General features: G+C 72.7%; 20 protein-coding genes. 8 read left to right on the top strand and 12 right to left on the bottom strand.

The genetic code is table 11. The annotated features are described in order from the left end of the window. Positions 1-76 precede the first annotated feature (76 nt). Positions 77-1,267, bottom strand: a complete 1,191-nt coding sequence (galT, locus tag ACWAUO_RS02280; RefSeq protein WP_460772709.1) for a galactose-1-phosphate uridylyltransferase — start codon at positions 1,265-1,267, stop codon at positions 77-79. A 69-nt stretch (positions 1,268-1,336) separates the two neighbouring features. On the opposite strand from galT, the gene ACWAUO_RS02275 reads away from it, so the two are divergent. After that, a complete protein-coding gene (locus tag ACWAUO_RS02275; RefSeq protein ID WP_460772707.1) occupies positions 1,337-2,290 on the top strand; it encodes a LacI family DNA-binding transcriptional regulator in 954 nt (317 codons plus the stop codon). Positions 2,291-2,673: 383 nt separating this feature from the next. Here ACWAUO_RS02275 and ACWAUO_RS02270 read toward each other — a convergent pair whose 3' ends face one another. The 5 genes from ACWAUO_RS02270 to ACWAUO_RS02250 form a co-directional block, all read right to left on the bottom strand. After that, complete coding sequence (locus tag ACWAUO_RS02270) at positions 2,674-4,833, bottom strand: alpha-galactosidase (RefSeq protein ID WP_460772706.1); 2,160 nt, start codon at positions 4,831-4,833, stop codon at positions 2,674-2,676. 68 nt (positions 4,834-4,901) lie between these two features. Beyond that, the gene (locus ACWAUO_RS02265) at positions 4,902-6,227 is read right to left on the bottom strand and encodes an ABC transporter substrate-binding protein (RefSeq protein ID WP_460772704.1); all 1,326 of its coding nucleotides are present in this window, start codon (positions 6,225-6,227) and stop codon (positions 4,902-4,904) included. A gap of 82 nt (positions 6,228-6,309) precedes the next feature. Beyond that, complete coding sequence (locus ACWAUO_RS02260; protein WP_460772703.1) at positions 6,310-7,185, bottom strand: carbohydrate ABC transporter permease; 876 nt, start codon at positions 7,183-7,185, stop codon at positions 6,310-6,312. Beyond that, complete coding sequence (locus ACWAUO_RS02255) at positions 7,182-8,087, bottom strand: carbohydrate ABC transporter permease (protein ID WP_460772701.1); 906 nt, start codon at positions 8,085-8,087, stop codon at positions 7,182-7,184. The genes ACWAUO_RS02260 and ACWAUO_RS02255 overlap by 4 nt, the downstream gene beginning before the upstream one ends. After that, positions 8,084-10,099, bottom strand: a complete 2,016-nt coding sequence (locus tag ACWAUO_RS02250; RefSeq protein ID WP_460772700.1) for a beta-galactosidase — start codon at positions 10,097-10,099, stop codon at positions 8,084-8,086. Before ACWAUO_RS02250 ends, ACWAUO_RS02255 begins: the two co-directional genes overlap by 4 nt. 142 nt (positions 10,100-10,241) lie before the next feature. Here ACWAUO_RS02250 and ACWAUO_RS02245 point away from each other — a divergent pair, with 142 nt between their 5' ends. Beyond that, complete coding sequence (locus tag ACWAUO_RS02245) at positions 10,242-11,258, top strand: LacI family DNA-binding transcriptional regulator (RefSeq protein ID WP_460772698.1); 1,017 nt, start codon at positions 10,242-10,244, stop codon at positions 11,256-11,258. A gap of 587 nt (positions 11,259-11,845) precedes the next feature. On the opposite strand, the gene galE is transcribed toward ACWAUO_RS02245, so the two are convergent. From galE to ACWAUO_RS02220, 5 genes are all read right to left on the bottom strand, one after another. Next, positions 11,846-12,823 carry a UDP-glucose 4-epimerase GalE gene (galE, locus tag ACWAUO_RS02240; protein ID WP_460772696.1) on the bottom strand — a complete coding sequence of 326 codons (978 nt, stop codon included), beginning with the start codon at positions 12,821-12,823 and terminating at the stop codon, positions 11,846-11,848. 70 nt (positions 12,824-12,893) lie between these two features. After that, positions 12,894-14,669 carry a glycoside hydrolase family 35 protein gene (locus ACWAUO_RS02235; RefSeq protein ID WP_460772694.1) on the bottom strand — a complete coding sequence of 592 codons (1,776 nt, stop codon included), beginning with the start codon at positions 14,667-14,669 and terminating at the stop codon, positions 12,894-12,896. Between the two features lie 64 nt (positions 14,670-14,733). After that, the gene (locus ACWAUO_RS02230; protein ID WP_460772693.1) at positions 14,734-16,077 is read right to left on the bottom strand and encodes an ABC transporter substrate-binding protein; all 1,344 of its coding nucleotides are present in this window, start codon (positions 16,075-16,077) and stop codon (positions 14,734-14,736) included. A gap of 87 nt (positions 16,078-16,164) precedes the next feature. Next, a complete protein-coding gene (locus ACWAUO_RS02225) occupies positions 16,165-17,043 on the bottom strand; it encodes a carbohydrate ABC transporter permease (protein ID WP_460772691.1) in 879 nt (292 codons plus the stop codon). After that, positions 17,043-17,963 (bottom strand): carbohydrate ABC transporter permease, encoded by a 921-nt coding sequence (locus tag ACWAUO_RS02220; protein WP_460772689.1) that lies wholly within the window; start codon positions 17,961-17,963, stop codon positions 17,043-17,045. The genes ACWAUO_RS02225 and ACWAUO_RS02220 overlap by 1 nt, the downstream gene beginning before the upstream one ends. Before the next feature lie 114 nt (positions 17,964-18,077). Here ACWAUO_RS02220 and ACWAUO_RS02215 point away from each other — a divergent pair, with 114 nt between their 5' ends. Both ACWAUO_RS02215 and ACWAUO_RS02210 read left to right on the top strand, forming a co-directional pair. Then, positions 18,078-19,109, top strand: a complete 1,032-nt coding sequence (locus ACWAUO_RS02215; protein ID WP_460772688.1) for a LacI family DNA-binding transcriptional regulator — start codon at positions 18,078-18,080, stop codon at positions 19,107-19,109. A 25-nt stretch (positions 19,110-19,134) separates the two neighbouring features. Then, on the top strand, positions 19,135-20,262 hold the full coding sequence (locus tag ACWAUO_RS02210; RefSeq protein WP_460772686.1) for a glycerate kinase: 1,128 nt from the start codon (positions 19,135-19,137) through the stop codon (positions 20,260-20,262). A 106-nt stretch (positions 20,263-20,368) separates the two neighbouring features. Here ACWAUO_RS02210 and pgm read toward each other — a convergent pair whose 3' ends face one another. Then, a complete protein-coding gene (pgm, locus tag ACWAUO_RS02205) occupies positions 20,369-22,009 on the bottom strand; it encodes a phosphoglucomutase (alpha-D-glucose-1,6-bisphosphate-dependent) (RefSeq protein WP_460772684.1) in 1,641 nt (546 codons plus the stop codon). Between the two features lie 98 nt (positions 22,010-22,107). Between pgm and ACWAUO_RS02200 the strand changes: the two genes are divergently transcribed. From ACWAUO_RS02200 to pheA, 4 genes are all read left to right on the top strand, one after another. Beyond that, positions 22,108-22,752 carry a LuxR C-terminal-related transcriptional regulator gene (locus ACWAUO_RS02200; RefSeq protein WP_460772683.1) on the top strand — a complete coding sequence of 215 codons (645 nt, stop codon included), beginning with the start codon at positions 22,108-22,110 and terminating at the stop codon, positions 22,750-22,752. Next, the gene (locus tag ACWAUO_RS02195; RefSeq protein WP_460772681.1) at positions 22,745-24,853 is read left to right on the top strand and encodes an ATP-binding protein; all 2,109 of its coding nucleotides are present in this window, start codon (positions 22,745-22,747) and stop codon (positions 24,851-24,853) included. Before ACWAUO_RS02200 ends, ACWAUO_RS02195 begins: the two co-directional genes overlap by 8 nt. A 67-nt stretch (positions 24,854-24,920) precedes the next feature. Then, complete coding sequence (locus tag ACWAUO_RS02190; protein ID WP_460772679.1) at positions 24,921-25,073, top strand: hypothetical protein; 153 nt, start codon at positions 24,921-24,923, stop codon at positions 25,071-25,073. Between the two features lie 60 nt (positions 25,074-25,133). Further along, a complete protein-coding gene (gene pheA / locus ACWAUO_RS02185; protein WP_460772677.1) occupies positions 25,134-26,102 on the top strand; it encodes a prephenate dehydratase in 969 nt (322 codons plus the stop codon). Positions 26,103-26,104: the final 2 nt, after the last annotated feature.

Below are 26,104 nucleotides of genomic sequence, written 5' to 3'. Positions count from 1 at the left end.
GACCACACGCCCTGTGGGGCGGCGCCGGTCACGGCGGCGAACAGGTCGCGGGCGGCGGCCGCCGCATCCGTCGTCGTCACAGCTGTACTCCTTCGACGGCCTCGCGCAGTCGCGCGGCCGAGATCTCGGGCGGGATGTCGCCGATCCAGGCGCCCATGGCGGCCTCGGACCCGGCGAGGTACTTGAGCTTGTCGGCCGCGCGCCGCGGGCTCGTCAGCTGCAGGTGCAGTCGCGCGCCCGCGCGACCGGTGTGCACGGGCGCCTGGTGCCAGGCGGCGATGTACGGGGTGGGGGTGTCGTAGAGGGCGTCGACGCCGCGCAGCAGCCGCAGGTAGAGCGGCGCGAGCTCGTCGCGCTCGGCGTCGCTCGTCTCGGCGAAGTCCGCGACGTGCCGGTGCGGCACGAGGTGCACCTCGAGGGGCCAGCGGGCGGCGAACGGCACGAACGCGGTCCAGTGCTCGCCCGAGAGGACGATCCGCTCGCCGGCGGTGCGTTCGAAGTCGAGGATGCGGTCGAACAGGTCGTCGCCGACCTCCGCGACCGCGGCGAGCAGCCGCTGCGTGCGCGGGGTCACGTACGGGTAGGCGTAGATCTGGCCGTGCGGATGCGGCAGCGTCACGCCGATCTCCTGGCCGCGGTTCTCGAACGGAAAGACCTGCTGGATGCCGGGGAGTGCGGACAGCGCCGCGGTGCGGTCGGCCCACGCCTCGATGACGGTGCGGGCGCGGGTGACGGTCTGCGTGCCGAACGATCCGGTGTGGTCGGGGCTGAAGCAGACGACCTCGGTGCGACCGACCGAGGTGCGGGTGCGGCCGAGGCCGAGCGCGGTGAGGTCGTCGAGGCCGGTGGGCGCGTCGACCGCTGCGGGGGCGTCACCGGTGGCCTCGGCCAGCGCCGGTCCGAACGACGGCGACTTGTTCTCGAACACCGCGACGTCGTAGCGCGACGGGATCTCCGACGGGTTCGTCGGCGACTGCGGTGCGAGCGGGTCGAGCTCCGCGGGCGGCAGGAACGCCCGGTTCTGGCGGGCCGCGGCTACGGAGATCCAGTCGCCGGTGAGCACGTCCAGGCGCATCGTCGCCGTCTCCGGGCGCGGTGCGAGCTCGCGAGCGTCGATCGCCCGGTCGGCGCCCAGGGTCGTGCCGGGATCGTCGAAGTAGATGAGCTCACGGCCGTCGGCGAGGCGCGTGGGGCGTTTGACGACACCGGCGCCCAGCGTGATGCCGGGGATGGGGGCGGTGTGCGCGTCGTCCGGGGGAGTGTTCACGATAACACGCTATATATCACGGGTGATATCGTCAACACGGGAGGACGGATGGTGAACGGACGACCGTCGATGAGCGACGTCGCAGCCCTCGCGGGGGTGTCCGCGCAGACGGTGTCGCGCGTCGTCAACGCGAGCCCGAAGGTCGATCCTGCGACCCGCGCGAAGGTCGAGGCGGCGCTCCTTGAGAGCGGATACCGCGTGCACCGGGCGGCGCGGGCGCTGCGCACGGGCCGCAGCGGCACGATCGGCGTCGTCGTCGCGACGCTCGCCACCGCCGGGAACTCCCTCATGCTCGACGCGGTCGCGCAGGCCGCCGCCGCCCGCGACCACGACATCGCCATGGTGACGCTCGGTGCGGGCTCCGCGGATGCCGCGTTCGACCGCCTGCGCGACCAGGGCGTCGACGGCGTCGTGGTGGTGAACGAGGCGGCGGCTGCGGCCCGCACCGCCGTGTTCCCCGCCGGGCTGCGGTTCGTGCTCGTCGACGCGCCAGCGGACGAGCGGTACGCCGCCGTGCAGACCGGCCACGCCGGCGGGGCCGGCATCGCGACTGAGCACCTGCTGGCCCTCGGACACCGGACCGTCGCGCACATCGCCGGCCCCGCCACCTCCTACGCCGCGGCCGAGCGCGAACGCGGGTGGCGCGGGGCGCTCGAGGCGGCGGGCGCAATCGTGCCTGCGCCGATCCGCGGGGCGTGGAGCGCAGCATCCGGGGCCGAGGCGGCGACCGCGCTCCTCGAGCGCGACCCGGACCTGACGGCGGTCTTGGTCGCGAACGACCAGATGGCCCTCGGGGTGCTGCGCGCCCTCGACGAGCGCGGGCGGCGCGTGCCCGACGACGTGAGCGTCGTGGGGTTCGACGACATCGCGGATGCGGCCGACTACCGTCCGCCCCTCACGACCCTCCGCCAGCACTTCGACCGGCTCGCCGAGGCCGCCGTCACCGCGCTCCTCGACGGGGGCGAGCCGACCACGGTCGTCCCCGCGACGTTCGTCGAGCGCGCCAGCACCGCCCGCCCCTGATCGGTGCGCTGCGCACGGGGCGGGCGTGCCGCATCCGTCGCCTGTCGTCCGTGCCGCGCGTGCCGTGGCCTCCGCGCGTGCACAACGTGGCCTACGCGCGTGCCGCATCCGTACCGTTCGCGCGTGCACAACTGCGGAGATGAGCCGCGACACGCCGTGCCCAGGGCCTCCGGATGCGGCGTGTCGGGGGTGAACTCCGCAGTTGTGCACGCGTCGGGAGTGCCCGCGTGTGCGAGGGTGCCGCATCCGTCGCCCGTCTCCGTGCACAACTGCGGAGATGGTGCGCGACACGCCGTGCCCAGGGCCTCGGGATGCGGTGTGTCGGGGGTGGACTCCGCAGTTGTGCACGCGCCCGGAGCGGCGACCCGGCGGTCGAACCGGGGTCAGTACGCACCGCCTCCGGCCTCCGCGCGGCGGAACTCGAGGAGCATCGCGGCACCGGGGTCGAGGAGGGGGAGCGGAAGCCCGGCCTCGGCGAGGAAGCGGCCGGTGGCGACGAGCGGTTCCGGTGCCTCGAGCCAGGCCGGGTCGCGCACCTCGTGCCGTGACGCCCGGCCGAGTTCGGTGCGCTCGCGCACGGTGTAGCGGGCATCGGGATCGAGACCCGGGATGCGGGTGCGCGGCGTCGACGCGACCGACGAGGTGTCGGTGCGCACCCACGCGAACACCGCGTGCGAGCGGTCGTCCGCCACCACACCGTGCAGGAGCGTGCCGGGGTCGGGCTCGTCGGTGCGGACGGTGACGCCCGCGTGCAGCAGCGGGCGCAGCTCGCGGTAGAGGGTGCTCCAGGCGCGGAGGGCGTCGAGCTCGGCGGGGCTCGCGGTCGTGAGGTCCCACTCGAGACCGGCGTGCCCGAACAGGGCCGTGGTCATGCGGAACGACAGCGATGCCGAGCGGTGCGTGGTCTCGGCGACCGGCGGCCCGACGTGCGAGCCGACCACCTCGGGCGGGACGAGCGTCGCCGTCCACCGCTGGATGCGCTGCCGCTCCACCGGGTCGTTCGAATCGGATGCCCACACCCGCTGCGTGCGGGCGAGCACACCCAGGTCGACGCGGGCGCCGCCGCTCGCGCACGACTCGATCTCGAGCCGCGGGTGCCGCGCGCGCAGGTCGTCGAGGAGCGCGTAGAACGCGGCGGTCTGCGCGTGCGAGGCCGCGCGCCCGGTGCGCCGGGACACGGCGGCGTGGAGGTCGCGGTTGTGGTCCCACTTGATGAAGTCGAGGTCGAAAGCGGTGATCGCATCGTCGAGCCGGTCCAGCACATGCGCGCGGGCGTCCGGATGCGTGAGGTCGAGCACGAGCTGGTGCCGCCACGTCGCCGGGTCGGGGTGCGTGCCGAGGATCCACTCCGGGTGGGCACGCGCGAGGTCGGAATCGGGGTTCACCATCTCCGGCTCGAACCAGAGCCCGAACTGCATCCCGAGCCCGTGCACGAGGTCGGCGAGCGGCCGGAGCCCGTCCGGCCATTTCGCGGTGTCGACGTGCCAGTCGCCGAGCCCCGAGCGGTCGTCCGGGCGGTGCCCGAACCAGCCGTCGTCGAGTACGAACCGTTCGACGCCGACGCCCGCCGCGACCCGTGCGAGTTCGGCGATGCGTGCCGGGTCGTGGTCGAAGTACACGGCCTCCCAGGTGTTCAGCACGAGCGGACGCGGCGTGCCCGGGTGCCCCGGGAGGGCGCGCGCCGCGCGGTGGAACCGTGCCGTGACGCCGTCGATCCCGGCGGTGCTGTGTGCGAGGTGGACGACGGGGGAGCGGTAGGTCTCGCCGCTCGCGAGCCGGATCTCGCCCGGACGCAGCAGCTCGCCCGCCGCGAGCACCGCGGCGTGCACGCCAGCGCCCTCGGGCAGCCGCTCGACGGCGACCTCGGTGTCGCCGCTCCAGGCGACGTGCGCGGCCCACACCTCGCCGTGCCGGAACCCGAAGCCCTCGGTGCCGACGAGGCTCACGTACGCGGCGTCGTGGCCGCCCCGCCCGCGCCGCCCGGTGCGTGTGTGGGCGCCGTCCCGCACCGGCAAGCGCTGCGGACGGCGTTCCCCGGTCCACCTGCCGGTGTGGTCGAGGATCTCGGCGGCCCGCGCCGGCAGCGGCACCACGATGCGCGCGGCCGTCAGATCGAGCGGCGGCGCGTCCGCCGGTGCCGTGCTCGTCACCTCGACCCGCGCCTGCAGCGCGCCGCCGGCGCCGAGCGCGATGTGCACGCGCGCCTCGGCCTGCGCGAGCTCGTCGCGATACGTCAGCACGACCGCATCCGCCGTCGCGGTCGCGTCCGTCAGCACGGGCATGGGTGCGGATGCGGCGCCGTCACGGTGCCACGACAGCGCCGGGGTGCCCGACCAGCCGTCCGCCTCGACGGGGAGCAGGCCGAGCCGGCGCGGGGCGTCGAACGAGCTGAACGTGACCGCCCCGGCGTCGGTCGCGGCGAGGGTCGCCGCATCCTGTTCGGTCAGCGCGGGTCCCCAGTGCAGGATGCCGCCCGCGGCGGTATCGACGACGAGGCTGGAGCCCTCGGCGGACAGGTGGGCGAGCGTGGGCTGCGTGTGCATGTGTGCTCCTGACGACGTGTCCGCCCGCGGTACCGGAGCGGCACCACGGGCGGACAGGGATCGGCGGGTCAGTCGGTGACGGGGATCGACTGCGCCTGCAGCGCCTTGACGGTGGCGGACTGGCCGGCGGCCAGCGCGTCGGCCAGCGTACCCTTGCCGCTCACCGCGCCCTTGAAGCCGTCCGAGACGTCGGCGTAGGTCTGCGTCATGGTCGGCCCCCACACGAAGTCAGGGGAGACCTGCGTGGCGGCATCCGCGAAGACGTCGTAGATCTTCTGGCCGCCGTAGAACTCCACGCCCTCGGTGAGGGACGGCAGCTGCAGGCCCGCCGTGGTGGCCGGGTAGATGTTCGCCTCCGCGTTCAGCGCGGCGAGGGCCTCCTCGGAGGTGTTCAGCCACAGTGCGAACTTCGTCGCCTCGTAGAGGTGCTCGCTGCCCTTCAGCACGGCGATGGACGAACCGCCCCAGTTGCCCGCGACCGTGTCACCGGCCTCCCACTGCGGCAGCGGGGCGACCGACCAGCCGCCGGCGGTGTCGGGGGCGCCGGAGGAGATGGAGTTCGCACCCCACACCGCGGACGGCCAGGTCCACACCTCGCTGGAGTTGTAGGCGTTGTTCCACTCGTCGGTCCACGCCGGGTAGGTGCTGACGAGGCCCTCGTCCAGGAGCTCCTGCCAGTACGCGGCGACCTGCTCGGACGCATCGTCGGTGAGGGTGACCTCCCAGGCGTCGCCGTCGTTGCTGAACCATTCGCCGCCGGCCTGCCACACGAACCCGGCGAACTGGTTGATGTCGGCGGTGGAGAAGTTGGTGATGTACCCGCCGGCCGCGCGCACCTGCTTCGCGGCCTCCTTGTACTCGTCCCACGTGGTCGGGACGGCGATGCCGTTCTGCTCGAAGAGGTCGGAGCGGTAGAACAGCGCCATCGGGCCGATGTCCTGGGGCACGCCGTACACCGCGCCGTCCTCGCCGAGGCTCACCTGTCCCCACACCCAGTCGACGAACTCGTCCTCGGCGGCGACGACGTCCTCGCAGACCGAGATGTCCTCGACGCCGTCCTGCACCAGGAAGTTCGGCAGTGCGTCGTACTCGATCTGACCGAGGTCGGGGGCGTCGCCCGCCGCGATCTGGTTGAAGAAGTTCTGGTAGGTGCCGCCGTTGCCGTTCGGGCCGGTCTGCACCTTCACCTGGATCTCCGGGTTCGCCTCGTTCCAGATCTCCACGACGTTCTCGATGCCGGGGATCCAGGAGGTGAACTCGAGGGTGACGTCGCCGTCTGCGGGTGTGCAGTCGGCGGATGCCGCGTCCCCGCCGGCGCCACCGGCCGAGCAGCCTGCGAGGGCAAGGGAGGAGAGCAGGACGGCCGCGGCCGCCTTCGTCTTCGGGTGGTGCATTTCGATCCTTTCTTGGTGAGGCACCGGGCGGGCCGTTCCGGCCGGTGGGGTGCCGCGCGGGTCGTTCCGCGCGGCGATCGACTCACTTCAGGGCGCCTGCGCCCAGTCCGTTGCGCCAGAAGCGCTGAAGCGAGAGGAAGGTGATGACCAGCGGGATGACCGAGAGCAGCGCGCCGATGAGGACGAGGCCGCGCAGCTCCGGCAGCTGGTTGAGCTGGTTGTTCCAGTTGTAGAGACCGAAGGTGACGGGGAAGAGCTCCTCGCTGCGCAGCATGATCAGCGGCAGGAAGAAGTTGTTCCAGATGGCCACGAACTGGAAGAGGAACATCGTCACGAGCGCCGGCATCATGAGCCGCACACTGACCGTGAAGAAGGTGCGGATCTCGCCGGCGCCGTCGATGCGGCTGGCCTCGAGCAGCTCGTCCGGCACCGCCTGCGCCGCGAAGATGCGGGCGAGGTAGACCCCGAACGGGCTCACCAGCGACGGCAGGAACACCGCCCAGAACGTGTTCGTCAGGTTCACCTGGCTGAAGATGAGGAAGAGCGGCAGCGCGAGCGCCGTCGCCGGGACCAGCACCCCGCCGAGCACCACGTTGAACGCGAACTCCCGACCGCGGAACCGGTACTTCGCCAGCGCGTAGCCGGCCATCGCGGCGAACAGCGTCGCGATCGCGCCGCCGAGCCCCGCGTAGAGCACGGAGTTCCCGAGCCACTTCAGGTACACGCCGTCGCGGTACGCGAAGAGGTCGGCGATGTTCTCGAAGAGGCGCATGTCCGCGAACCACAGCGGGTTCGTCGTGAGGATGTCGCCGGTGTCCTTGCTGGAGGCGACGAGCAGCCACCACAGCGGGATGAGGAAGTACAGCGTGAACACGGCCATGATGAGCATCGCGGCCCCGCGGGACATCACGGATTCGCGGGGCCCACGGGCCCGGGCGGGGGCGGTGACGGCGCTCATGCGTTCCCCTTCCGCTGCATGAACTTCATGAACCCGAACGAGAGCACGAAGGTGGTGAGTGCGAGCACGACCGAGAACGCGGCCGCGAGGTTGGTGTTCGGGACGGCCGCGGTCGCGTACACCGTCATGTTCGGCGTGAACGTGCTGGTCACGGCCGAGCTGAACGACCGGAACACCTGCGGCTCCGCGAGCAGCTGCAACGTGCCGATGATGGAGAAGATCGCCGTCATGACGATCGCCGGGCGCACGAGCGGGATCTTGATCGACCAGGCCATGCGGAACTGGCCGGCCCCGTCGAGCCGTGCGGCCTCGTAGATCTCGGTCGGGATCGACAGCAGCGACGAGTAGATGATCAGCATGTTGTAGCCGACGTAGATCCAGGTCACCACGTTCGCGATCGACCACAGCACCATCTCGGCCCCGAGGAAGTCGATCTGCCCGGTCACCGCTCTGAACGGCGACAGGTTGGGCGAGTACAGCGAGCCCCACATGATCGCGGCGATGACGCCGGGCACCGCATACGGCACGAAGTAGGCCAGGCGGAAGAACCGCTTGCCCCGCACGAGCGGGGAGTCCAGCAGCAGCGCGAACAGGAGCGCGAGCCCGAGCATGACCGGCACCTGTACGACGCCGAAGAGCAGCATCCGCCCCACCGACGACCAGAATGCCTCGTTCTGGAAGACGAGCGCGTACTGCGCGAAGCCTCCGAAGACGAGCTCGGACTTGCCGTACGTGCCGTCGCGCTGGACCACGAGCAGCGACTGCACGATGGCGAACCCGATCGGCAGCACGTAGAACAGGGCGAACAGCACCGCGAACGGCGCGAGCAGCAGGGCGATCGCGCGCTTGTGCGGGATGCGGATGCGGCGCTGCACCGGCTGCGACGGTGCGGTGGTGGTCATGACGCCTCCTCGATGATGCGCACCGCGCCCGCGGCGACGGTGACGGTGTCGGCCACGGGCTCGTCCGCGACGAGGTCGTGCCCGTGGGCGGTGATGGTGCGATCGGCGCTGCCGTGGTTGATCGCGAACAGGAACGAACGCCCGTCGCCGGTGCGGCGGACGAGTTCGAGCGCGGCGTCGCCGCCGGTGGGCTGCACGCCGGACTCGGCGACCAGGCGTGCCACGAGCGCGGACGCCGCGCCCGGGTCGAGCCGGGTCGAGGTGTACCAGGCGGCGCCCGCACCCACAGTGCGGCGGGTGATCGCGGGTGCGCCCGCGGCCGGGCCGTCGACGTAGGTGGCGACGGCCTCGGCGTCGACGACGTGCAGGCGTTCGGTCCACACCGACCCGGTCGAGCCGTCGTCGAGCGCGACCCGCGCTCCCGGCAGCAGCGGTGCGAACTCGTCGCCGCGGATGCCGAGCAGGTCGCGGAACGCACCGGGGTAGCCGCCCGTCCGCACGCGGTCGGTCTCGTCGACGATGCCGCTGAAGAACGTGACGAGCACGGTGCCACCGGACTCGGCGAAACGGCGGATGCGGTCGGCGTCCGCATCCGAGACGAGGTGCAGCGCGGGCACGACGAGGAGGCGGTGCCCGTCGAACCCGGCGTCCGGCGGCAGCACGTCGACGGTGAGTCCCTGGGCGGAGAGCGCGGCGTGGGCGGCATGGACCTCGTCGAGGTAGGACAGCGCCTCGCTGGGGCGTCCCTCGGCCTCGGCCGCCCACCAGCTCTCCCAGGTGAACAGGAGCGCGGCGTCGCCGACCGTGCGGGTGCCGCGGAGGCCGCCGAGCCGGCCGAGCACGTCGGCGAGGCGGACCGACTCGTGCCAGCCGGCGCTGTCGGTACCCGCGTGGGGGAGCAGGGCGGAGTGGTACTTCTCGGCGCCCTGCACCGAGGCCCGCCACTGGAAGAAGCAGATGCCGTCGGCGCCGCGGGCGATGTGCGCCGCGACGTTCCGCAGCAGTTCGCCGGGGGCCTTCGCGAGGTTCACCGGCTGCCAGTTGACCGCGCCGGTCGAGGTCTCCATGAGGAGCCACCGGCCGCCGCGGGCGAGCCCGCGGGTGAGGTCGGCGGCGAACGCGAGCTCTGCGCGCGGCGAGTCGAGCCGGCGGTCGAGGTAGTGGTCGTTCGCGATGACGTCCATCTCGTCGGCCCAGCGCCAGTAGTCCATGTTGCGGATGTGCGCGGTGACCATGAAGTTCGTCGTGACCGGCACGTCGCTGCGCGCGCGGAGCACGGCGGCTTCGGCGCGGTACTGGCCGAGCACCTCGTCGGAGCTGAAGCGCTGGAAGTCGAGCAGCTGCGCGGGGTTCCGCAGCGAGAGCGCCTGCAGCGGCGGCCGGATCTCGTCCCAGTGGCTGTACCGCTGGCTCCAGAACGCGGTGCCCCAGGCCCGGTTGAGCTCGTCGACCGACCCGTACCGCTCCTGCAGCCACGCGCGGAACGCGGCCGCGCTCGCGTCGCAGTAGCAGAGCGCGTTGTGACAGCCGAGCTCGTTCGACACATGCCAGAGCGCCACGGCGGGGTGCGAGCCGTAGCGCTCGGCGACCCGGCTGACGAGTTCGATCGCGTAGCCGCGGAACACCGGTGAGCTGGGGCAGTAGGCCTGGCGGCCGCCGGGGTAGCGGCGGGTGCCGTCGTCCGTGACCGGCAGCACCTCGGGATGCAGGGTGGTGAGCCACGGCGGCGGCGACGCGGTGCCGGTGCCGAGGTTCACCCGGATGCCGTGCTCGTGGAGCAGGTCCATGATCTCGTCGAGCGCGGAGAAGTCCCAGACGCCCGGTGCGGGGTTCACGGCGGACCAGCCGAAGACGTTGATCGCGACGAGGCCGACACCGAGCTCGCGCATGAGGCGGACGTCTTCGAGCCAGACCTCGCGGTCCCACTGCTCGGGGTTGTAGTCGCATCCGAGCAGCAACCCCTGCGCGGCGGGCGCGTCCAGGGGGTGACGGGGTGCTACGGCGTCGGGCATCCGGTTCTCGCTCCTTCGCGGGCTTGTGTTCACGTGCACACACTTCGGTCGCGGGCGACCCGTTTCGAAATGTGGGAACGTGCACATACTGACACCGGCGCGGCACGGCGTCAACCCTCCGGTGCTGGGTAGGCTGACGCGCATGGCCTCCGTCCCCCCGACCTCCAAGCGCGCGACCGTCCACGACGTCGCCCGGGCGGCCGGGGTCTCACGGGGCACGGTGAGTCGCGTCCTCAACGGGGGGTACGTCTCCGAGGCGGCGCGGACGGCCATCGAGCAGGCGATCCGCGAGGTGGGCTACGTGCCCAACACCGCCGCCCGGAACCTCGTGCGGCGGCGGACGCAGGCCGTCGGGTTCATCGTGCACGAGCCCCACTCGCTCTTCCTCGAGGACCCGAACATCGGCAACATCCTGCTCGGTACCAACCGGACGCTGTCCGAGGCCGATCACCAGATGGTCTGCCTCGTCGTCGACACCGCCCGCGACACCGATCGCGTCGCCCGGTACCTCAGCGGCGGCTTCGTCGACGGCGTCGTGGTCGTCTCCGCACGCGAGCACGACCCCATCACGGAGGTCGTCCGCCGCCTGGGCCTGCCCGCGGCGTTCGTCGGCCACCCGCCCGACGTGAGCGGCGCCCGGGTCGGTATCGACAACCGCGGCGGCGCGCGGGCGATCACGCAGCGGCTGCGCGAGACCGGCCGCCGCCGCGTCGGCATGATCGCGGCGGCGCTCGACCGCGACTCCGGCGCCGACCGCCTCGCCGGCTTCCGCGAGGCGATGGGCGACGCGTTCGACCCGGGACTCGTGGAGGAGGTGCCCTTCTACGCGTTCGCCGACGGGGCCGAGGGGATGCGGCGGCTCCTCGAGCGCGCACCCGACCTCGACGGGCTCTTCGCCGCATCCGATGCCGTCGCCGCCGGCGCCATGCAGACGCTGCGGGCGGCCGGTCGCCGGGTGCCGAACGACATCGGGGTCGTGGGATTCGACGACAGTGCGTGGGCGCAGCGGACCGTGCCGCCGCTGTCGACCGTGCACCAGCCCGCCGAGGGGCTCGGGGCCGCCGCGGCGCAGGCCGTGCTCGACCAGATCGCCGGCGACGACACCGCCCGCGGGGAGATCCTGCTCGACGCCCCCGTCGTCTGGCGCGGCTCCGCCTGAGGGCGCGGCGCGGGGTCGGTCGCGTCGAGGTGCGCGCCGCATCCGTCGCCCGTCTCCGCGTCCGCCGCATCCGTCACCCGTCTCCGCGTCCGCCGCCCGTCGCCGTGCACAACTGCGGAGATGGCGTGCGACACGCAGGGTCGTCGGGCTCGGGATGCGGCGTGTCGGGCGTGAACTCCGCAGTTGTGCCCGCGCGGGGCGCCGTGGTCGCGTGTGCGAGGGTGCCGCGTCCGTGGCGGGAGGTGCCCGCATCCGTGGCCCGTCGCCGTGCACAACTGCGGAGATGGGGTGCGACACGCCGGGTCGTCGGGCTCGGGATGCGGCGTGTCGGGTGTGAACTCCGAAGTTATGCACGCGTCAGGCACCGCGCTCGCGTGTGCGAGGGTGCCGCATCCGTGGTGGGAAGTCGCCGCATCCGTGGTCCGTCTCCGTGCACAACTGCGGAGATGGCGTGCGACACGCCGGGTCGTCGGGTTCGGGATGCGGCGTGTCGGGCGTGAACTCAGCAGTTGTGCACGCGTCGGGCACATGCAGGCACGCACGAGCGGCGCGCCCGCGGCGCCCGGCGCCCCGCGTCCCGGCCCGGGTCAGCGGGCGTTGCGGCGGGCGTCCCAGCCGGTGCGGACCATCTCGTCCACGGTGTAGCGGTTCTTCCAGTCGAGGTCGCGGGCCGCGAGCTCGCCGGTGGCGACGATGCGGTCGGGGTCGCCCGGGCGGCGCGGCCCGACCTTCGGGGTGAAGTCGATGCCGGTCACCCGGGCCATGGCGTCCATGATCTCGCGGACGCTGAGGCCGTTCTGCGACCCGAGGTTGTACGCGGACTCGACCGGCTCGCCCGCCTCGAGGCGCTGCGCGGCGACGACGTGCGCGGCCGCGATGTCGGCGACGTGCACGTAGTCGCGCACGTTCGTGCCGTCGGGGGTGTCGTAGTCGTCGCCGTTGATCGTCGGGGTCTCGCCCGCGAGCAGCTTCTCGAACACGATCGGGAAGAGGTTGTGCGGACTGGAGTCGTACACGTCCGGGTCGCCCGAGCCGACGACGTTGAAGTACCGCAGCGAGGTGTGGCGCAGCGGATCCGGGGAGTCCGCGGTCGCGACCGCCTGATCGCGGATGAGCCACTCGCCGATGAGCTTGGACTCGCCGTACGGCGAGGCGGGGCGCTTGGGCAGGTCCTCCGTCACGAGCGGCACGTCGGGCGTGCCGTAGACCGCGGCGGAGGAGGAGAACACGAGGTTCGTCACCCCGGCGTCGGCCATGGCCTGCAGCACGATGCGGGTGGCGTCGACGTTCTGCTCGTACGTGTGGAGCGGACGCTGCACCGAGACGCCGGCGTACTTGAACCCGGCGACGTGGATGACCCCGGTCACTGCGTGGTCGCGGAGGGTCCGGGTGACGAGCTCGCGGTCGAGGATCGTGCCCTGCACGAACGGGACGCCTGCGGGCACGAAGTCCGCGTGGCCGCTCGAGAGGTCGTCGATCACGACGGGGTCGAGCCCCGCGCCCGCGAGCGCGCGCACCACGTGCGCCCCGATGTAGCCGGCACCGCCGGTGACAAGCCAAGACATGCGGTCCATCCTTCCACGGCAGCCGCGGCCGACCCGGTCACTCCTCCCGGTGGCCGAGCCGCCGACCCGGTCACTCCTCCCGGTGGCCGAGGAGCGGCCGGGCGACGAACCGCACCCGCGGCTCGCGCGCCTGTTCCAGCTCGACGACGACGAGCTCGTTCGCACCGGCCCGCGTCACCGGCGCCGGCACGAACAGCGTCCGCTGCGGGCCGTTCATCCAGTACCGGCCGAGCAGGAACCCGTTCACGAACACATATCCCTTGCCGAGGGTGGCGGTGTCGAGGAACAGGTCGGCGGATGCGTCCAGCTCGAACCCGGCCCGGAACCCGGTGCGGCCGGCGCCGGTGCCGGATGCGGGTGCCGCCGCGATCCGGCCGGCGACCGCGTGCAGGTCGATCGGCATCGCGGTCCAGCCGTGCAGCTGCGCCCCGTCGAGCGTGGCACCGCCGACGAGTCCCTTCTGCTCCCCGAGCCGATCGGCGTAGTTCACGCGGCCCTGGTCTTCGACGAGCACCGTGAGCGTCCGCCCGCGCGGGATCGCGAGCGCGCGTTCGTGCCGTGTGCGCGAGAGCGTGCCGACGCGGCGGCCGTCGACGTGCACCCACGCCAGGTCGCGCACCTCGTCGAACACGAGCGACGCGTCCGCATCCGCCTCCCCACCCGCGTCCGCATCCGCCGCCCCGGCCGCATCCGGGAGCGGCGCGTCGTAGCGCACGAGCGCGCCGAGGTGCCCGAGCGCGTCGAAGGTCGGCGGGGTGTCGGCCGCCTCGGCGGCTCCGGCCCCGGGGAGCCAGTCGCCGGTCGGCGTGAGTGCGACCTCGAAGGCCGGGGCGGGCGGCGCGGGTGCCGGCACCTCGTCGGGCACGGGCGCGTACCGGGCGATGACCTCGCGGAACGCGTGGAACTTCGCCGTCGGCGCGCCCGCCTCGTCCAGCGGGGCGTCGTAGTCGTAGGAGGTGACGATGGGCGCGTACCGGCCCTTGTCGTTCGCGCCGTTCGTGAGGCCGAAGTTCGTGCCGCCGTGCAGCATGTACAGGTTCACCGACGCACCGGTTGCGAGCAGCGCGTCGAGCTCCGCGGCGGATGCGGCGGCATCCGTCGTGTGGTGCACGCCGCCCCACCAGTCGAACCAACCGTCCCAGAACTCCGCACACATGAGCGGTCCGGTGTGCTGGTGCGCACGGAGCGTAACGAGCCGTTCGGCCGCCCGCGACCCGAACGAGCCGGTGAGGTGGAGCCCGGGGAGGCTGCCGTCGCGAAGCATGTCGGGCTCGGGCTGGTCGACCGTCGTGAGCGGCACCGTGATGCCGGCCGCACGGGTGATGCGGGTGAGTTCGGCGAGGTACGCCTTGTCGGCGCCGTACGCGCCGTACTCGTTCTCGATCTGCACCAGCACCACGTTGCCGCCGCGGTCGATCTGCCGCGGCGCGACGATCCGGTACACGGCCTGGAGGTACCGCTCCGCCTCGGCGAGGTAGACGGGGTCGGAGCTCCGCAGCCGCGCACCGTCGAGGCCGGTGAGCCAGACCGGCAGCCCGCCGTTGTGCCACTCCGCGCAGATGTACGGCCCTGGCCGCACGATCGCATGCATGCCCGCCTCGGCGATGAGGTCGAGGAAGCGGCCGAGGTCGTTCCAGCCGGTCTCGTCCCATTCGCCGCGGACCGGCTCGTGCGCGTTCCACGCGACGTAGGTCTCGATCGTGTTGAGGCCGAGCAGCCGCGCCGTGCGGATGCGGTCAGCCCACTGGTCGGGGTGGATGCGGAAGTAGTGGAGGGCGCCGGACAGGATGCGGTGGGGGGATCCGTCGAGCAGGAAGTCGGTCTCGCCGATGGTGAATGCAGGCACAGTGGGTCCGTCGTTCTGGGGGTGGAGCCGGGAGGGCGCGTGCGGGCGCCCTCCCGGCCGGGCGTCACTCGTCGACCGTGAAGCCCTGGTCGTTGCCGTAGGAGACGAGCTGCTCCTGCCAGGCGGCCAGGCCCTCGTTCAGGTCGCCGTGGCTCGCGTACGACTGCCCGACGGTGTCGCCGAAGATGCTGTTCGCGTAGACCTGGAACGGCAGGTACTGCCAGCCCTCGCGCACGTTCGCGGCGGCCTCGGTGAGCACCTGGTTGATCTTCTGGCCGCCGAAGTACTCCGGCTCCTCGTTCAGGAACTCGTCGGACTCCAGCTGCGCCACGGTCGAGGGGAACCCGCCGCTCTCGGCGAAGATGCGCAGGCTCTCCTCGTCGTTGTTCAGCCACTGCAGGAACGCCGCCGCGAGCGCGGGGTTGCTGCTCTGCTCGGTGACGGCCTGGCCGCCGCCGCCGTTCTCCGCGGTCACCGGGGTGCCGTCGTACGTCGGCATCGGCGCCACGCGCCAGTCGCCGGCCGCATCCGGCACCGACGCCTCGAGGTTGCCCGGCATCCAGGCGCCGATGATGAGGGTCGCGATCGTGCCGTCGCCGAGCCCGCTGAACCACTCGTCGCTCCAGCCCGGCATGTCCGCCAGGAGGTCGTTCTCGACGAGTTCGTTCCAGGTGTCGGCCCACCGCTTCGAGCCCTCGTCGGCGAGGTCGATCGACACGTCGGTGCCGTCGACCTCGAAGGGCTCGCCGCCCGCCTGCCAGATCATCGACGTCGCGAACCCGGCGTCGCCGGTGTCGCTCGTGATGAACTTCGTGGGGTCGGTGGCGGTGAGCTGCTTCGCGGTCGCGATGTACTCGTCCCAGGTGGTGGGCACGGTCAGGCCGAACTCGTCGAACACCGATTGGTTGTAGAACATCGCCATGGGGCCCGAGTCCTGCGGCAGGCCGTAGATCTTGCCGTCGAAGTCGACGGAGTTCCAGGTGGATGCGGTGTAGTCGCCCTCGAGGTCGCCGAACCCGTAGGGGGCGAGATCGAGCAGCGCGCCGGTGAGCGCGAACTGCGGGAAGGCGTAGTACTCGATCTGCACGACGTCCGGTGCGCCGGACCCCGCCTTGATCGCGTTCTGCAGCTTCGTGTACTCCTCGGTGTTCGTGCCGGCGTTGACGACGTTGACCGTCACGTTCGGGTAGGCCTCCTCGAAGGCCGCCGCCTGCGCCTCGGCCGAGGGCGTCCACGACCAATAGGTGAGCTCGCCGCCCTCCTCGAGGGCCGCGGCCAGGTCGTCGGGCGACCCGCCGGACGACGATCCGCCGGACGAGCAGGCGACGAGGGAGCCGCCGGCGAGGACCGCCGCCGCTGCGGCGAACACGGTGCGACGCAGCACCGGGTGATTGCGCATGAGGGACATGAGGGTTTCCTTCACTTCGTTGTTGCGGAACCGGGACGCGACCCGGAGGGACGGGGGATGCAGGGGATCGGGGTCATGGGAGGGGGGTCACTGCTTGACGCTTCCGGCGCTGAGCCCGGACTGCCAGAAGCGCTGGAGCACCAGGAACGCCACGACGATCGGGATGATCGAGAGCAGTGAGCCGGTGATGACGAGGTGGTAGATCGGCTGCGCGGCCGCGCCGGTCGCCTGCGCGTTCCACTGGTTCAGACCGACCGTGAGCGGGTACCACGCCGGGTCGCTCAGCATGATGAGGGGGAGGAAGTAGTTGTTCCAGGTGGCGACCACGGCGAACAGCGCCACCGTCACGATCCCGGGCGCGAGCAGCCGGATGGAGATCGTGAAGAAGGTGCGGAGCTCGCCCGCGCCGTCCATCCGGGCCGCCTCCAGCAGCTCGGTGGGCACGGCGTCGCTCGCGAACACCCAGATGAGGTAGAGCCCGAACGGGCTGATGAGCGAGGGGATGATGATGGCCCACGGGGTGTTCGTGAGCCCGAGCTGGCTGAACAGCAGGAACGTGGGCACCGCGAGGGCGGTGCCGGGGACGGCGATGGCGCCGAGCACGACGGCGAACACGGCCTTCCGCCCGGCGAAGTCGTACTTCGCGAGCCCGTACCCCGCCATCGTGGCGAGGATCGTGGCGCCGCCCGCGCCGATCACGACGTAGAGCAGCGTGTTGCCGAGCCAGCGGGTGAAGATGCCGTCGCGGTAGGTGAGCGTCTCGACGATGTTGTCCCAGAGGGCGAAGTCGTCACCGAACCACAGGCCGAACGTCGTGAACAGGTCGCCCTGCGTCTTCGTCGAGTTGATGACGAGCCACACCAGCGGGATGAGGGCGTACAGCAGGAAGAGCGCCATCACGATGGAGAGCGTGACCGAGCGGCGGGGGCGCAGCGACGTGGTCCGCGCGAGTGCGGGGGCGGCCATCAGCGCACCTCCTGCCGGGAGCCGCGCAACTGCACGACGTACGCGATCACCGCGGTGATGACGCCCATGATGATCGCGACGGTCGCGGCGTAGTTGTACTGCTGCCCGGCGAACGACAGGTTGTAGGCGTACATGTTCGGCGTGAAGTACGTCGTGATGGTGTTCGGGGCGAGCGGCTTCAGGATGTTCGGCTCGTTGAAGAGCTGGAAGCTGCCGATGATGGAGAAGATCGTCGCGATCACGATCGAGCCGCGGAGGGCCGGGAGCTTGATCGAGAAGACGGTGCGCCAGGCGCCCGCGCCGTCGATCGACGCGGCCTCGTAGAGCTCGCCCGGCACGGTCTTCAGCGACGAGTAGAAGATCAGCATGTTGTAGCCGACGAACTGCCAGGTGACGATGTTGCCGATCGAGAGCATGATCCACTGCGGCACGAACGGCGTCAGCACGTTCGCCCCGAGCAGGTCGTTGATGTTGCCGGTGAGCCCGAAGCGGTCGCCGTAGATGTACCCCCACATGAGCACCGCCACGACCGCGGGCACCGCATAGGGGAGGAAGATCACGATGCGGTGGAACCCGGATGCGCGGAGCCTCGCGCTGTCGATCGCGAGCGCCGCGGCGAGGGCGAGCACGAGCATGATGGGCACCTGCACCACCAGGAACAGCAGCACCCGCACGAACCCGTCCCAGAACTTCGCGTCGGTGAACGCGGCGACGTAGTTCTGCACGCCGACGAACGCGGTGCCGCCCACGAGCTGGTCGCGGAAGAAGCTCAGGTACAGCGCGTACGCGAGCGGTGCGAGGAACACGAGCGCGAACACGATCGCGAAGGGCGCGACGAAGATCCAGCCTCGTTGCTCGGCGCGTCGGCGTCGTCGCCTGGGGGTGCGGATCGCGGATGCGGCTGCCGCCGTGGTCGTCATCGTCCGTGGCCTCTTCATCGATGCGGGGGATTCAGCATCCGGACGCCCGGATGTTGACGTAAACATATGCCGGTGCCGCTAGCATGTCAACGTCAACATCCGAGAGGGGGCGGGATGCCGGGAGCATCGACCGGGCCGTCGGGGTCGCGCCGGCGCCGCGAGGTGTCCATGGCGGACGTCGCCACGGCCGCCGGCGTGTCGGGGCAGACCGTCTCCCGCGTCGCGAACGGACGCGACAACGTCGACCCGGCGACCCGCGAGCGCGTGCTGCAGGCGATGGCCTCGCTCGGCTACCGGCCGAACAGCGCGGCCCGGGCGCTGCGGTCCGGGCGCTTCCGCTCGGTCGGCGTGATCATGTTCTCGCTCACCTCGTACGGCAACACGCGCACGCTCGGCTCCGTGGCCGCGGTCGCCGCATCCGAGGGCTATTCGCTCACCCTCATCACCGTGGAGTCGCCGACGCAGTCGGACGTGTCCGGGGCCTTCGCCCGGCTGAACGAGCACGCCGTGGACGGCGTCGTGATCCTCATCGAGACGCACCGGCTGGGGGAGCGCGACCTCTCGCTGCCATCGGGGCTGCCGGTGGTCGTCGTCGACTCGAACGCCGCCTACGCGTACCCCGTCGTGGACAACGACCAGGCGCAGGGGGCGCGTCTTGCGACCGAACACCTCATCGGCCTCGGGCACCGGCGGATCGTGCACGTCTCCGGGCCGCCCGAGTCGTACGCCGCCGAGCGGCGCCGGCGGGCGTGGCAGGAGACGATGACCGCCCACGGCCTCGAGGTGCCCGAGCCCATCGTCGGCGACTGGAGCGCGGAGTCCGGATACGAGGCGGGGCGGCGCCTGGCCGCAGGCCCCGCGACCGCGGTCTTCGCCGCGAACGACCAGATGGCGCTCGGCGTCGTGCGCGCGCTCCACGAGGCCGGCCGGCCGGTGCCGGCGGAGGTCAGCGTGGTCGGCTTCGACGACGTACCGGATGCGGCGAACTACTGGCCGCCGCTGACCACGGTGCGACAGCGCTTCGACCGGGTGGGCGAGGCCGCGATCCGGGCCCTCCTCGCGGAGATCGAGGGGCGTGAGACCACCCCGCGGACGCTCGTGCCGACCGAGCTCGTCGTCCGGGAGAGCACCGGCCCGCGCCGCTGACCTGCCGCGGGGCTACGCTCGGTGCATGCACCGCGTCGTCGTCGCGCCGGACAGCTTCAAAGGCACCATCCGTGCCGCCGCTGCCGCGCGTGCGCTCGCCGCGGGATGGCGCCGCGCCGACCCGGACGCGACGCTCGTGCTCCGGCCGATGGCCGACGGCGGCGAGGGCACGCTCGAGGCGTTCGCGGCGTCCGTGCCCGGCGTCGAGCGGATGCCGGTGTCGGTCACCGCGCCCGCCGGCAGCGCGGGGGAGCGCATCGGCGCGTCGTGGCTGCTGCTGCCGCCGGACGCCGAGGCGCCGGAGGGCACCGCGGTGGTCGAGCTCGCCGGCACCTGCGGCATCGAACGGTACGGCACCCGCCGGGAACCGTGGCGGGCGTCGACCCGGGCGTTCGGCGAGGCCATCGCGGACGCGCTCGACTACGGCGTCTCCCGGCTCGTGCTGGCGATCGGCTCGAGCGCCTCGACCGACGCGGGCGCCGGGATGCTGCGTGCCCTCGGCGCCCGGATCACGACGGCCTCCGGGGTGAACACCGCCGACGGTGCCATCGGCCTGCGGGCCGCCGCATCCGTCGACCTGTCCCGGATGCGGCCGCTCCCGCCACGCGGCGTGCTCGTGCTCACCGACGTGACCGCGCCGCTGTCGGGACCGCGGGGCGCCGCCGCCGTCTTCGGCCCGCAGAAGGGGTTCACCCCCGCCGAGATCCCGATCGTCGACACCGCGCTCGCCCGGTTCGGCGCGCTCTTCGACGTCGACCCGGCCGCACCGGGCGCAGGGGCCGCGGGCGGCGCCGGGTTCGCGCTGCTGGCCTGGGGCGCCCGCCTCGTGCCCGGCGCGGACGAGGTCGCACACCTCGTCGGGCTCGCCGACGCCGTGGCGACCGCATCCGTCGTCATCACCGGCGAGGGGGCGTACGACGGCCAGTCCGGCACCGGCAAGGCGCCCGGCCACGTCGCCGCGATCGCCGCGCGGGCGGGGGTGCCGGCCGCGCTCGTCGCCGGACGCATCGACCCGGATGCGGACGCCTCGGCGTTCGCCGCATCCGTCGAGCTCGTGCGGCTCGCCGGGTCGCGCGCGGCCGCGCTCGCCGAGCCCGCGCGGTTCCTGGAGGCCGCCGGCGCCGCCCTCGCCCGTCTCCCCGCCCTCCGCTGACCCGCCACCACAAACGCCGAGTGCGCATCCGTTTCGCGAACGCGCACCCGATCGGATACGCACTCGCGAAACGGGTGCGCACTCGCGCGCCCGGGCCGCGCGCGGGTCAGTCCCCGAGGGCGTCGGAGACGACGCCGCGGGCCTCCTCCTGCACCTGGCGCAGGTGCGGCTCGCCGCGGAGCGACTCCGCGTAGAGCTTGTAGACGTCCTCCGTGCCGGAGGGGCGCGCGGCGAACCAGGCGTTCTCGGTCACGACCTTGAGCCCGCCGATCGCCGCACCGTTGCCCGGCGCGTGCGACAGCTTCGCGGTGATCGGCTCGCCGGCGAGCTCGGTCGCGGTGACCGACTCGGGCGCGAGCTTCGACAGCGCCGCCTTCTGCGCGGGGGATGCGGGGGCGTCGACGCGCTGGTAGACCGAGGCGCCGTGCACCTCCTCGAGCTCCGCGTAGCGCTGCGACGGGGTCTTGCCGCTGACGGCGAGGATCTCCGCGGCGAGGAGGCACAGCAGGATGCCGTCCTTGTCGGTGGTCCATACCGAGCCGTCCATCCGCAGGAACGACGCTCCGGCGGACTCCTCGCCGCCGAACGCGACCGAGCCGTCGAGCAGCCCCGGGACGAACCACTTGAAGCCGACCGGCACCTCGTAGAGCTTCCGGCCGAGTGCGTCCACGACGCGGTCGATGATCATCGACGAGACGAGCGTCTTGCCCACGGCGGCGTCCGCCGGCCACCCCTCACGGTGCGAGAAGAGGTAGTCGATCGCGACGGCGAGGTAGTGGTTCGGGTTCATCAGTCCCGCATCCGGGGTGACGATGCCGTGCCGGTCGGCGTCGGCGTCGTTGCCGGTGAGGATGTCGTACTCGTCGCGCCGGGCGACGAGCGCGGCCATCGCGGACGGCGACGACGGATCCATGCGGATCTTCTCGTCCCAGTCGAGCGTCATGAACCGCCACGTGGGGTCGACCTCGGGGTTCACGACGGTGAGGTCGAGCCCGTAGTGCTCGGCGATGAGGGACCAGTACTCGACCGAGGCGCCGCCGAGCGGGTCGGCGCCGATGCGGATGCCGGCCTTCTTGATCGCCTCGATGTCGATGATCGTCTCGAGGTCGCGCACGTACGCCTCGCGGAAGTCGTACTCGCCGATCGTCTCGGCGTCGATGTCGGCGTACCGGGTGCGCTTGACGCCCTCCAGGCCCGCGGCGATGAGGTCATTCGCGCGGTCGGCGATCCAGCCGGTCGCGTCGGTGTCGGCGGGGCCGCCGTGCGGCGGGTTGTACTTGAAGCCGCCGTCGCGGGGCGGGTTGTGGCTCGGGGTGACGACGATGCCGTCGGCGCGGCCCGGGTCGTCCTGCCCGCGGTCGCGGTTGTAGGCCAGGATCGCGTGGCTGAGCGCCGGGGTCGGCACCCACGAGTCGCGGGCGTCGACGCGCACGTCGACCCCGTTCGCGACGAGCACCTCGATCGCGGTGCGCTCGGCCGGCAGCGACAGCCCGTGGGTGTCGCGGCCGAGGAAGAGCGGGCCCGCGATCCCGGCGCGGGCACGGTAGTCGACGATCGCCTGGGTGGTGGCGAGGATGTGATCCTCGTTGAAGGCCGTCGACAGGCTCGACCCGCGGTGGCCGCTCGTGCCGAACACGACGCGCTGCGCCGGTACGGAGGCGTCGGGCTTGCGGTCGTAGTAGGCGGCGATCAGTTCGTCGACGTCGATGAGATCGGATGCTTCGGCGGGCTGTCCTGCACGGCTCATGGGCTCAGTCTGCCACCGCGGGCGGGAACGGCGCAGGCCGGGGTGTGGGGTTGCGCCCGCCGTTTCCCCCTATCCTCGGAATCGACTGGGGAGGGTGCGTGGACACGACGCGGGTTGCGGTCGTCGACGACCATGAGCTCGTCGCGATGGCGGTCGCCGGACTCATCGCCGACGCGCCGGAACTGGAGTTCGCCCGGCATGCGCCGAACGTGGCGGCGCTCGTGGGACCGCGCTGCGACGCCGACGTGGTGGTGCTCGACCTGAGCCTCCGGGACGGCTCGACCCCGGCCGAGAACGTCGAACGGTTGCAGGCGTGGGGCGCGCGCGTGCTCGTGCTGACCTCCGCCGAGAACCCGTACCTCGTGCGGGAGGCCTCGCGCACCGGCGCGCTCGGCATCGTCCGCAAGTCGGCGCCGCCGCAGGTGATCGTCGGAGCGATCCGTGCCGCGGGCCGCGGCGAGCACGTGCCGAGCACCGAGTGGGCGTCCGCGCTCGACACCGACCCGCTCCTGCACGCGGCGCCCCTGACCGCCCGCGAACGCGAGGTGCTCAGCTGCTACGCCTCCGGGATGGGGGCGAAGGAGGTCGCGGCGGCCCTGTTCGTGAGCGAGAACACCGTGAACGACCACCTCCGCCGCATCCGCGCCGTCTACCACCAGCTGGGACGCCCCGCCGCGACGAAGGTGGAGCTGTACCAGCGGGGGATCGAGGACGGCTTCGTCCCCGCACCGGGCAGTGACTGAGCGCCGGGTCGTCGGCCGGGCGGAACTGAGCGCGCTCCGGCTGTTCGCGATCGTCGCCGCGCTCCTCGCGACGATCCTCGCCGCCTTCACGCCGCTGACCGCCCTGCAGCGCGGCCTCGTGGTGCACCCGAGCGAGCTGTGGATGCTCGTCGCGCTCGGCCTCATCGCCGTCACCGGCCTCGCGGCCCCGTGGGTGCCGGCGCGCGGGCTGCGGATCATGGCCGGGGTCGCGGCGGCGGGATGGGTGCTGCTGCAGCTCGGGATGCTGTGGCAGACCGCGGGGCAGGCGGTGCTGACGCCGTGGGTGCTCACCGCCTCGGCGGCCGCCGTGGCCGCGGCGCTCGTCGCCGGCGGACTCGTGGCCGCCTGGGTCGTGCAGCTCCTGTCGTCGCTGCTCGTGCTGGTCCACCGGTCCCTCCTCGGCGACGTCACCTTCGGCGGGTGGGTGAACGACACCCAGACGCTCGTCGTCGGGGTCGTCGTCGCCGCGATCGGCGCGATCACCCTCGACGCCGGCCGCCGGCTGGACGAGGCGGTCGCCGAACGTGCCGCCGCCGCATCCGCCGCCTCGTCCGCGCGAGGGCGGCTCGCCGCCAGGACGCGCGCCGCGGCCGTCGTGCACGACGACGTGCTCGCGACGCTCACACTCGCGGGGTCGGGCCTGCCGATCCCGCGCGACCGGCTCGCGGAGCAGGCGCGCCGGGCGCTGCGGAGCGTGCGGGAACTCGCCGCCGGCACGCTCACCGCGCCCGGGACGTTCGCCGACGAGCTCGCCGCCGCCGTGACGGGCCGTGATCCGCGCGCCCGCGTCGTGGTCGCCGGGGAGATGCCCGACGGCCTCCCCGACGACGTGCACGCCGCGCTCCTCGGCGCGGCGCTGCAGGCGGTGGACAACAGCATCCGCCATGCCGGGCCGGCCGCGAGCCGCACCGTCGCCGTGGCCCAGCGCGCCCGCGGCGTCGTGGTCACGGTGACCGACGACGGCGTCGGGTTCGACCCGGCCGCCGTCCCCGAGGACCGGCTGGGGGTGCGGGTCAGCATCCGCGGGCGTGTGCGCGACGCCGGCGGTGAGGCCGAGGTGGTCTCCCGGCCCGGCGGGGGCGCCTCGGTGCGGCTGACCTGGTCGGCGCCGACGGCCGAGGCGATCCCGGATGCGGCGGATCCCCGGATGCTGCGCGTCGGGGTCGCCGTCATCGCCGTCGTCTTCACGGTCACCCAGCTGGCGCTCGCGATCCTCGCGATCCCCACGGCGCGGTTCTGGTGGGTGCCGCTCGCCGTGTGCCTCGGGCTGTTCACCGCGACCGAGGTGCTGCGCCGCTCGCCGACCGCCGTGCCCACGCGTGCCCGGCTCGCCACCGTGACGGCGCTGACCCTCGCGGTCGTCGTCGCCGGGGTGGCGCTGTCGCCGTTCACGTACGCCCACCTGTGGTTCGTCACGACCGCGGCGTTCGTGTTCGTCGCCGTGGCCATGCGCGGGTGTCTCCGATGGGCGACGGCCGGTGCCGTCGGGCTCCTCGCGGTCGTCGTGGCGGCCGGCGCCTGGGCGGACGCGGCTCCCGCGCTCGTGTTCATGGCGAGCGTGCGGGCCGTGGCCGTCGTCCTCATCGCGGTCGCGCTCACCCGGGTGGTGGCGCGGATGCAGGCGCGCACCGGGCGGCTGCACGAGCGGGCCGTCCGCGACGAGGAGCGCGCGGCCTGGGACGCCGCGGCGCGCGAGGAGCTCGGCGGCCGGGCGGCGCGGGCCGTGTCGCTCGCCGGTCCGGTCCTCGAGCGGATCGCCGCGCAGGAGGAGCTCCCGGCGGAGGGCCGGCGGACGGCGCTCGCCGTCGAGGGGCGCCTGCGCGACGAACTCCGTGCGGGCCGGCTCGCGACGCCCGCGGTCGTCGCCGCGGCCTCCCGGGCGCGGGAGCGCGGCGTGGACGTGCTGCTCCTCGACGACGCCGGCGACCGCGACGACCTCGACCTCGACGCCGTCGGCGACTGGCTCGCGGCGCTGCTCGACACCGCCGCGGCGCGCGCGGTGGGGCGGCTCCTCCCCGCAGGCCGGGGCGCTGCCGCATCCGCCACCGTCGACGGTGGAACCACCGATTTCGGGGGCTGACCGGCGGCGGACGTCGCGGTCGCGGTGGGTACTGTTGCCGGATCGCCACGACCGAGGAGGAGCCCGCATGGACCCGTTCGCGCTCCTCGTCGTGCTCCTCGGCGCCTGCGCGGTCGTGCTCGTGCTGCTCGTGCTCGCGCTGTTCCGCGTGCTGCGGAGCACGCACCGTCGCGACGCGTTCGACGACGACACCGACCCCCGTCGCGGCGGTCTGCGCTGAAACCTCCGGAACCGCTGGAGGTCGCCTCGCGGCAGCGCCGCAGGTCTAGGCTGAGTGCCCGTGAGCACACCCGACGCCGCGCCCGAGCCCGAACGCCGTACCTACAGCTACCTCGGACCCGCCGGGACCTTCACCGAGGCCGCCCTCGCGCAGGTGCCCGAGGCCCGCGGCCAGATCTGGAAGCCCGTCCGCAACGTCGGCGAGGCCCTCAGCGATGTGGTCGAGGGCCGCGCGCACGCGGCGATGATCGCGATCGAGAACTCGGTCGACGGCGGCGTCTCCACGGCGCAGGACGCCCTGGCCACGGTGCCGGGTCTGCGGATCGTGGGGGAGTACCTCGTGCCGGTGAGCTTCGTGCTCGTGGCCCGTCCCGGTGTGAGCCTCGACGAGGTCTCGCTCGTCGCCGCGCACCCCGTGGCCTACGCGCAGTGCCTCGGCTGGCTCGGCGAGCACCTGCCGGCGCACCAGCACCTCCCGGCCGCGAGCAACGTCGCGAGCGCCCTCGGGCTCATCGACGGGACGAGCAACGCGGATGCCGCGATCGCTCCTCCCGGCATCCTGGAGCACCACGACGACCTGACCCTGCTGGCCGAGGACATCGGCGACAACAAGGACGCCGTCACCCGCTTCGTGCTCGTGCAGCGCACGGTCGCCCCGCCGGCCCCGACCGGCGCCGACAAGACCTCGCTCATCGTCGAGCTGCCGCAGGAGTATCCCGGGGCGCTGCTCGAGATGCTCGAGCAGTTCGCCACCCGTGGCATCAACCTCAGCCTGCTGGCCTCGCGGCCGATCGGCGACGCCCTCGGCCGCTACCGGTTCGTGATCGACGCCGACGGCCACATCCGCGACGAGCGCATGGCCGACGCGCTCATGGGGCTGCGCCGCTTCAGCCCGCAGGTGCTGTTCCTCGGCTCGTACCCGCGCGCGGACCGCGCCATCAACCGCTACCAGGACCGCTACTCCGACGACGTGTTCGTCGAAGCGCGCGACTGGCTGCGCGGCCTCATCACCGGCGAACCCGAGGCCTGACC

The sequence above is a fragment of the Microbacterium sp. GXF7504 genome (assembly GCF_054798235.1).
This window is presented reverse-complemented; position numbering and strand designations above follow the sequence as displayed.

What these genes read in the sequence shown, in the direction of transcription:
- ACWAUO_RS02275 (WP_460772707.1), top strand. Translation starts at nt 1,337, where the DNA reads ATGAGCGACGTCGCAGCCCTCGCGGGGGTGTCCGCGCAGACGGTGTCG.
- ACWAUO_RS02270 (WP_460772706.1), bottom strand. Translation starts at nt 4,833, where the DNA reads ATGCACACGCAGCCCACGCTCGCCCACCTGTCCGCCGAGGGCTCCAGC.
- ACWAUO_RS02265 (WP_460772704.1), bottom strand. Translation starts at nt 6,227, where the DNA reads ATGCACCACCCGAAGACGAAGGCGGCCGCGGCCGTCCTGCTCTCCTCC.
- ACWAUO_RS02260 (WP_460772703.1), bottom strand. Translation starts at nt 7,185, where the DNA reads ATGAGCGCCGTCACCGCCCCCGCCCGGGCCCGTGGGCCCCGCGAATCC.
- ACWAUO_RS02255 (WP_460772701.1), bottom strand. Translation starts at nt 8,087, where the DNA reads ATGACCACCACCGCACCGTCGCAGCCGGTGCAGCGCCGCATCCGCATC.
- ACWAUO_RS02250 (WP_460772700.1), bottom strand. Translation starts at nt 10,099, where the DNA reads ATGCCCGACGCCGTAGCACCCCGTCACCCCCTGGACGCGCCCGCCGCG.
- ACWAUO_RS02245 (WP_460772698.1), top strand. Translation starts at nt 10,242, where the DNA reads ATGGCCTCCGTCCCCCCGACCTCCAAGCGCGCGACCGTCCACGACGTC.
- galE (WP_460772696.1), bottom strand. Translation starts at nt 12,823, where the DNA reads ATGTCTTGGCTTGTCACCGGCGGTGCCGGCTACATCGGGGCGCACGTG.
- ACWAUO_RS02230 (WP_460772693.1), bottom strand. Translation starts at nt 16,077, where the DNA reads ATGTCCCTCATGCGCAATCACCCGGTGCTGCGTCGCACCGTGTTCGCC.
- ACWAUO_RS02225 (WP_460772691.1), bottom strand. Translation starts at nt 17,043, where the DNA reads ATGGCCGCCCCCGCACTCGCGCGGACCACGTCGCTGCGCCCCCGCCGC.
- ACWAUO_RS02220 (WP_460772689.1), bottom strand. Translation starts at nt 17,963, where the DNA reads ATGACGACCACGGCGGCAGCCGCATCCGCGATCCGCACCCCCAGGCGA.
- ACWAUO_RS02215 (WP_460772688.1), top strand. Translation starts at nt 18,078, where the DNA reads ATGCCGGGAGCATCGACCGGGCCGTCGGGGTCGCGCCGGCGCCGCGAG.
- ACWAUO_RS02210 (WP_460772686.1), top strand. Translation starts at nt 19,135, where the DNA reads ATGCACCGCGTCGTCGTCGCGCCGGACAGCTTCAAAGGCACCATCCGT.
- pgm (WP_460772684.1), bottom strand. Translation starts at nt 22,009, where the DNA reads ATGAGCCGTGCAGGACAGCCCGCCGAAGCATCCGATCTCATCGACGTC.
- ACWAUO_RS02190 (WP_460772679.1), top strand. Translation starts at nt 24,921, where the DNA reads ATGGACCCGTTCGCGCTCCTCGTCGTGCTCCTCGGCGCCTGCGCGGTC.